Here is a 7,563-nt window from a genome sequence, read left to right on the forward strand (position 1 = left end):
CCACTGAGCAATCTTATGGCTAGGCTTATGAACTCGAAATCGGATTGTGGAATAAGCTAGCTATGTCAGCTACTTAACTCCAATCTCTGGCGCACCCGACACGATTCGAACGTGTGACCTTTGCCTTCGGAGGGCAACGCTCTATCCAGCTGAGCTACGGGTGCGTTTCCAGCGGAGTGCGTGTCTAGCGGAAAGCCCCGCCCGCCGCAAACCGCTCAGTAGATGTCGCGCACCCCCAGGGATTTCGGCGTCGGCGTCACCGCCGCGCCCTTGCTGCGCTTCAGCACCCAGTCGGTGAGCGTCGCGGCCACCGCGGAATGGCCGGGCTCCCCCGGACGGCCCTTCTGCGGCGTGGAGTCATCGGCCGAGACATAGTCGGTGTGGAAATAGATGGCGGTGTTGATCTTCGGGTCGAAGGCGGTGATCGCCCGGGCCTGATCGGTCTGCCAGGTCCCGGCCTTGTTGATCTCGGTGTAGTCGCTGACGCCCGGGAACGGGTTGTTGGCGGCGGGCGCGGGGCTCTGGCGGGCCACATAGACGGGGATATTGGCGATGGCGGTCTTGTCGATGTCCAGCTTCACCCCGTCGCGGTCGAGCTTGAGGGTGCGGTAGCGGCCGAAGAAGCCGGCGTCATAGTCCCAGCGCTCCGAGGCGTACCAGTTGGAGCCGACCATGGAGGCGGCGTCGATGGTCTTGGCGCCGCTGTCCCTGAAGGTCACCGTCACCGGGCGGACGTTGGCGCGGGCCGGGGCCCAGGCCTGGCTCTGCAGCCACGCCATGGCCTTGCCGGGCTCGTTGACCGTGCCGTTCCCGCCGGCCTCGGTCCAGCCATAGACCCGGTCGGGGTCCACCATGGCGGCCGATGCGGTGCAGGTGGGCGCGGCGCCCGCGGACCGGGGCGGGCCCATCATCATCGCCGGCTCCGGCGTCTTGTCGCACTGGGCCTGCGTGCCCGGCTGGGGCTTGAAGTCCAGCACGCCCATCCCCTGGCCCAGGAACCGCAGCACCGGGATCTGCACCCCGCCGCCCACCACCGGATCGGTGTCGAAGCTGGCGCCCGCCCGGGCCAGCCAGGAGAGCCGGGCCACCTTCAGGAAGTCGTCGCCGGGCCCGGGGGCCATGCCCGCCACCCGCAGGGGGAAGACCGCCTCCGCGTTCGGGTCGGCATAGGCATAGTAGAGCCCGGTGACCGACTGGCTCATGGCCGAGGCAGGGCCGGCGATGGGCCCCAGCATGCCCGAGGCGTCGGTATAGACCTTGGCCTTGCCCGTGCGCAGGGCGGCGACCCGGTCGAAGTAGGCCTTCAACTCCGGCTCGGTGGGCGCGGCGGCCTGGCCGGCGGAGGGGCCGCCGTCCAGGAAGATCAGGCCGGAGAGCTTGTCGACGCCACGCTTGCCGTCGCCTTGCAGGCGGGCCGCATAGTTGGCCACGAAGCCGCCGCCCTGGCTGTGGCCGGCCAGGAAGATGTTCTTGCCCCCCGAGCGGCGCCGTATCTGGGCGATCATGGCGTCGACGTCGCCGGCGTAGGCCTGGAAGTCCCAGTCGGCCATGAAGGCGAGGTCGGACTGGGTCAGCGGCGTCCACCTGGCGCCGGGGCCGGGGCCGACGATGCGGGCGGGCGCGCCCTTGCCGGGCCAAGCCTGGGTGATCGGCTGCTGGCCGAAATAGTAGTCCAGGGCCACCTTAGGGTCGCGCTTCGCCCTGGCGGCTTTCAGGCCCGTGGTGTCGGCCAACTGGGCCCCGCGCCGCTGCAAGACCCAGACCTCCACGCGGCAGGGCTTGCCATCGCAGGTCTGCGCCTGGGCCCGGTGGACCAGCTGGCTGCCGAGGAACAGCCAGTGCGGCGGGGTGGAGGAGAAGCCCGGCAGGCCAACGATCACCGCATTGGCGGGGCGCGGCGTCTCGCCGTCGGCGGCGGCGCGCAGGCGCAGGAAAGTCGCGGTGTTGAGGCCGGCCGGCGTGCCTGGCGCCCGGTAGCCGGGGACCTGCAGGTACTCGCCCACCACATCGGGATAGCCCGGCACGACGGACTTGGAGAGATTGGCGGCGGCGGCCGGCGCGGCCAGGGCGAGCGCGCCCGCGGCGGCGGCGGCGGCGATGATGGCGTTCAGGCTCATGGCGGTTCCTCCCGGCGCCTTTCTAAGGCGGCGCTGCGGCAAGCTAAGCCTTGCGCCTGGACCGGCAGATTTCAACCGGGCAATTTTGCAGGCAAGCGCGCCCGTTAGCCTTAGGATCAGAGAAGCGCCGTTTCGAATGGCGGGTACGGTCTTAGGGGAAATCGATGGGCGCATGGAACCGGTACGGCCGGCCGACGGCCGGGCTGGCGGCCGCCGCCCTCGCGGCGCTGCTGGCCGGAGCCAGCCTGGGCGGCGTGGCGCTCGCCCAGGGGCAGCCCCGCGCCGAAGCCGACGCGGCCCCGCATCCCGGCAAGGACGTCTATGACCAGGCCTGCGCCATGTGCCACGCGGCCCCCGACCCCACCACCCGCACGCCCACCCTGGCCGGCCTGAAGCGGATGAGCGCCGCGGCCATCCAGGCGGCGTTGACCACCGGGGTGATGAAGTCGCAGGGCGCCGCCCTGGAGCCGCGCCAGCTGCGCGACGTGGTCGCCTATCTGGCCGCACCCGAGGGCCCGGTGGGCACGGCGTGGATCGAGGCGGCCATGTGCCCCGCCGACCGGCGCGCCGTGGACCTGAGCGCCAAGCTGGCCCTGGCGGGCTGGGGCGTGGACCCTGAAAGCACGCGCCGGATGAGCGCGGCCCAGGCCGGCCTCTCCACCCGTGATCTCGCCAACCTGGAAGTCGCCTGGGCCCTGCCCCTGCCGCGCACCTCGGCTCTGCGCTCCCAGGGGGTGATCGTCGGCTCGACGCTGTTCTACGCCGCCACCCAGGCCAGTACGCTGCTGGCGCTGGACACCAGGACCGGCTGCATCAAGTGGGCGGTCCCGACCACCTCCAGCATCCGCACCAGCCTGGCCTTCGGGCCCCTGGGCAAGGGCGGCCCCCTGGCGGTCATCGGCGGGGACAGCGGCGGCCACATCCAGGCCCGCGACCCTCGGGACGGCAAGCTCATCTGGCGGGTGGACCCGCGGCACGACAAGACCGTGCCCCTGACCGGCTCGCCGATCCTCTACGGCGACCGGATCATCGTGCCGATCTCGGCCAGCGACGTGGCAGCGGCCATGCGGCCCACCCACGAGTGCTGCAAGAGCCACGGGGCGGTGGCGGCCATGGACGCAGCCACCGGCAAGGTGCTTTGGACGTACCACACGATGGAGGACGCCAAGCCGCTGGGCCGCAAGAACAGCCAGGGCGTCGAGATGTACGGGCCGTCCGGCGCGCCGATCTGGTCGACGCCCTCGGTGGACGCCCGCCGCGGCCTGGTGTTCGCGGCCACCGGCGAGAACACCTCGCCCCCCGCCACCGCCACCAGCGATGCGATCGTCGCCATCGACATGGCCACCGGCAAGCCGAAGTGGACCTTCCAGGCGCTGGCTGACGACATCTGGAACATGTCCTGCCCGATCGGCCGCGGCGCGGACGGAACCCGGCCCACCGGGGCGAACTGCTTCTTCGCCGCCGACGGCAAGAGCGTGCTCCTCGACCACGACTTCGGGGCCGGCCCGGTGATCTTCCGCAGGCCCGGCGGACGCGACGTGATCCTGGGGGGCCAGAAGTCCGGCGACGTCTGGGCGCTGGACGCCGCCACCGGCAAGCAGCTGTGGCACCAGAAGTTCGGCGAGGGCACCGCCCTGGGCGGGGTCCACTGGGGCATCGCCACCGACGGCGTGCGGGTGTTCGCCCCGATCAGCGACCCGGGCGTGCCGGAGCCGAAGTCGGCGTCGGGGATGCACGCGGTGAACGTGGCCACCGGCAAGATCGCCTGGCAATGGCGCGCCAAGCCCGACTGCGGAAACGGCCGCGAGGCCCGCGTGGTGGGCTGCACGCAGAAGTTCGGCCTCTCGGCCGCGCCCCTGGTGATCGACGGTGCGGTGCTGGCCGGGGCCCTGGACGGCCGGCTGTGGGTATTCGACGCCGCCCGCGGCAAGGTGCTGGCGGTGCACGACACCGCGCGCGCCTTCCCGGACGCGAACGGCCAGAAGGCGGTGGGCGGCTCCATCGACGCCACCGGCGTGTTCGCCGGCGCCGGGATGGTGTTCGTCAATTCCGGCTACGGCTCGTTCAACCAGACCCCGGGCAACGTGCTGGTGGCGTTCAGACCGAAGCGGTAGGCGTCAGACCGTCGTCACCGCGTCCCAGAAGCGCTTGGCCTTGCCGATGAAGCTGGCCGACTTGGGATGCTGCTGATCGCTGCCGAGTTCGGCGAACTCGCGCATCAGCTCCTTCTGACGAGCGTTCAGGCGGGTTGGTGTCTCGACGAACAGCTCCACCACCAGGTCGCCACGGTCGCGGGAGCGCAGAGAAGGCATGCCGCGGCCCTTCAGGCGCACGGTCTTCCCGGTCTGGGCGCCTTCCGGCACCTTCACCGAGATCTTGCAGGCGCCGTCACAGGCCTCGCCGCCCATCAGGCAGGGGGCGTCGATCTCGCCCCCCAGCACCGCGGCGGCCATGGGCACGGGGACGGTGCAGAGCAGGTCCAGCCCGTCGCGCTCAAAGAGCTCGTGCGGGGTCACCGACAGGAAGATGTAGAGGTCGCCGCGCGGGCCGCCCCGGGCGCCGGAATCGCCCTCTCCGGCCAGCCGGATCCGGGCGCCGTCGTCGACGCCCGCGGGGATGCGGACCTGCAGAGTGCGCTCGCGGCGCACCTGGCCGGCGCCGCGGCAATCCACGCAGGGGTCCATGACCATGCGGCCCGATCCGCCGCAGCGGGGGCAGGCGCGCTCGATGGAGAAGAAGCCCTGGCTGGCCCGCACCCGGCCCTGGCCATTGCAGGTGGCGCAGGTCGTGGGGCTGGTGCCGGGCTTGGCGCCGGAGCCTTCGCAGGTCTCGCAGGTCAGCGCCGCCGGAACGGTGATCTCGACCTCGGCGCTGGCGTAGGCCTGCTCCAGGGTGATCTCCAGGTCGTAGCGCAGGTCCTGGCCGCGGGCCGGGCCGCTGCGCCCACGCTCGCGTCCGCCACGGCCGAACATGTCGCCGAAGACGTCGCCGAACACCTCGTTGAAGATGTCGTTCACGTCGTGGAACTGGCCTGGGCCGCCACCTGCGCCGTTGACGCCAGCATGGCCGAAGCGGTCGTAGGCCGCCCGCTTCTGCGCGTCGGCCAGCACGCTGTAGGCTTCGTTGATTTCCTTGAACCGACCGGACGCGTCTTCGCAGCCGCCGTTGCGGTCGGGGTGGTGCTCCATCGCCAGCTTGCGGAAGGAGGCCTTGAGGGCCGCCGCGTCGCAATCGCGCGAAACACCCAGGATTTCGTAATAGTCCCGCATCAAATCGTCAGGCGTTCAATTCGTGAGCAAGGGTGGAGGTGGGATCGCCCCCGCCCGGCTGCAAGGCTTGTGACCGAGCGGGCGGGGGCGTTTTGACCCGCGAAAGCGGCGGCGACGTCCCCGGCGACCTCTTCGCATTGGCTGCTTAAGGTCGCCATGGGACGCGTCGTCACGCAGACTTCTGCTGGTCGTCGCCGTCGACTTCCTCGAACTCCGCATCGACCACGTCCTCGGCGCCGGCCTCGGGCTGAGCCTGGTCTGCGTCACCCTCGCCGCCGCCCTGCTGGGCCGCGTACATGGCTTCTCCAAGCTTCATGGAGGCCTGGATCAGCGCCTGGGTCTTGGTGGCGATCACCTCGGCGTCACCGTCGTCGAGAACGGCCTTGAGCTCTTCCAGCGCCGTGGTGATGGCCCCGCGCTCTTCCTCGCCGACCTTGTCGCCGTGCTCGGCCATGGCCTTCTCGGTGGAGTGGATCACCGCATCGGCCTGGTTCCTGGCCTGCACGCCGGACCTGCGCTTCTCGTCGTCAGCCTTGTTGGACTCGGCTTCCTTGACCATGGCGTCGATGTCCGCGTCGGACAGGCCGCCGTTGGCCTGGATGCGAATCGACTGTTCCTTGGCGGTGGCCTTGTCGCGGGCTGAGACGTTGACGATGCCGTTGGCGTCGATGTCGAAGGTGACCTCCACCTGCGGGATGCCCCGCGGCGCCGGCGGGATGCCCACCAGGTCGAACTGGCCCAGCATCTTGTTGTCCGCCGCCATGGGCCGTTCGCCCTGGAACACCCGGATGGTCACCGCCGACTGGTTGTCGTCAGCCGTGGAGAAGGTCTGCGAGCGCTTGGTGGGGATGGTGGTGTTGCGCTCGATCAGCGAGGTGAACACCCCGCCCAGGGTCTCAATGCCCAGGGTCAGCGGGGTGACGTCCAGCAGCAGCACGTCCTTGACGTCGCCCTGCAGCACGCCGGCCTGAACCGCGGCGCCCAGGGCCACCACCTCGTCCGGGTTCACGCCGGTGTGCGGCTCACGGCCGAAGAACGCCTTCACCGTCTCCACGACCTTGGGCATGCGGGTCATGCCACCGACCAGGATCACCTCGTCGATGTCGGTCTTCTTCAGGCCGGCATCCTTCAGCGCCTGGTCGCAGGGGCCGATGGTCTTGGTGATCAGGTCTTCCACCAGGGCTTCCAGCTTGGCGCGGGAGAGCTTGATGTTGAGGTGCAGCGGGCCCGACGCATTCATTGAGATGAAGGGGAGGTTCACCTCGTACTGCGTGGTGAACGACAGCTCCTTCTTGGCCTTCTCGCCCTCTTCCTTCAGGCGCTGCAGGGCCAGCTTGTCCTTGCGCAGGTCAACGCTAGTTTCCTTTTTGAACTCGTCAGCCAGGTAGTCGACGATCCGCATGTCGAAGTCTTCACCGCCCAGGAAGGTATCGCCGTTGGTGGACTTCACCTCGAAGACGCCGTCGCCGATCTCCAGGATGGAGACGTCGAAGGTGCCGCCGCCCAGGTCGTAGACGGCGATCTTCTTGCCGTCGTTCTTGTCCAGGCCATAGGCCAGGGCCGCGGCGGTGGGCTCGTTGATGATCCGAAGAACTTCCAGGCCGGCGATCTTGCCCGCGTCCTTGGTGGCCTGGCGCTGGGCGTCGTTGAAGTAGGCGGGCACCGTGATGACGGCCTTTTCCACCTTCTCGCCCAGGTGCTGCTCGGCGGCTTCCTTCATCTTGCGCAGGATCAGCGCGGAGACTTCCTGGGGCGAATAGTCCTTGCCCTGAGCCTTCACCCAGGCGTCGCCGTTCGGACCCTTGACGATCTCATAGGGCACCATGCCCTTGTCCTTCTCGACCATCGGGTCGGAGGCGTTACGGCCGATCAGGCGCTTGATGGCGAACAGCGTGTTGGAGGGGTTGGTCACCGCCTGGCGCTTGGCCGGCTGGCCGACCAGACGCTCGCCGTCTTCCAGGAAGGCGACGACGGAGGGCGTCGTCCGCGCGCCCTCGGCGTTCTCGATCACTTTCGGCGTCTTGCCGTCCATGATGGCGACGCACGAATTGGTCGTGAACGCCGAGGGCGCACGGACGACGCCCTCCGTCGTGGCCTTCCTGGAGGACGGCGAGCGTCTGGTCGGCCAGCCGGCCAAGCGCCAGGCGGTGACCAACCCCTCCAACACGCTGTTCGCC

The 7,563-nt window shown here is 69.7% G+C and carries 4 protein-coding genes, 1 tRNA gene and 1 pseudogene; 2 read left to right on the top strand and 4 right to left on the bottom strand.

Features of this window, described 5'->3' with window-relative positions:
* Positions 1-87: 87 nt before the first annotated feature.
* Positions 88-164 (bottom strand) — tRNA-Arg (locus tag ACLL81_RS01185).
* Positions 165-215: 51 nt separating this feature from the next.
* Positions 216-2,117, bottom strand: a complete 1,902-nt coding sequence (locus tag ACLL81_RS01190) for an alpha/beta hydrolase (RefSeq protein WP_411286519.1) — start codon at positions 2,115-2,117, stop codon at positions 216-218.
* A 164-nt stretch (positions 2,118-2,281) separates the two neighbouring features.
* Between ACLL81_RS01190 and ACLL81_RS01195 the strand changes: the two genes are divergently transcribed.
* Entirely contained in the window at positions 2,282-4,231 is a 1,950-nt protein-coding gene (locus tag ACLL81_RS01195; protein ID WP_411286520.1) for a PQQ-binding-like beta-propeller repeat protein, read from the top strand.
* Between the two features lie 3 nt (positions 4,232-4,234).
* On the opposite strand, the gene dnaJ is transcribed toward ACLL81_RS01195, so the two are convergent.
* Positions 4,235-5,386: a molecular chaperone DnaJ gene (dnaJ, locus tag ACLL81_RS01200; protein ID WP_411286521.1), complete on the bottom strand. Its 1,152-nt coding sequence runs from the start codon at positions 5,384-5,386 to the stop codon at positions 4,235-4,237.
* 169 nt (positions 5,387-5,555) lie between these two features.
* Positions 5,556-7,418 carry a molecular chaperone DnaK gene (gene dnaK, locus ACLL81_RS01205; protein WP_411286522.1) on the bottom strand — a complete coding sequence of 621 codons (1,863 nt, stop codon included), beginning with the start codon at positions 7,416-7,418 and terminating at the stop codon, positions 5,556-5,558.
* Between the two features lie 22 nt (positions 7,419-7,440).
* On the opposite strand from dnaK, the pseudogene ACLL81_RS01210 reads away from it, so the two are divergent.
* A pseudogene (locus ACLL81_RS01210) lies at positions 7,441-7,563 on the top strand (Hsp70 family protein); the annotation flags it as partial.

The organism is Phenylobacterium sp., assembly GCF_046590535.1.
GTDB lineage: Bacteria > Pseudomonadota > Alphaproteobacteria > Caulobacterales > Caulobacteraceae > Phenylobacterium.

Bases quoted from the DNA above. Each gene is read 5' to 3' on its own strand.
- ACLL81_RS01190 (WP_411286519.1), bottom strand. From the start codon at position 2,117: ATGAGCCTGAACGCCATCATCGCCGCCGCCGCCGCCGCGGGCGCGCTC.
- ACLL81_RS01195 (WP_411286520.1), top strand. From the start codon at position 2,282: ATGGGCGCATGGAACCGGTACGGCCGGCCGACGGCCGGGCTGGCGGCC.
- dnaJ (WP_411286521.1), bottom strand. From the start codon at position 5,386: ATGCGGGACTATTACGAAATCCTGGGTGTTTCGCGCGATTGCGACGCG.
- dnaK (WP_411286522.1), bottom strand. From the start codon at position 7,418: ATGGACGGCAAGACGCCGAAAGTGATCGAGAACGCCGAGGGCGCGCGG.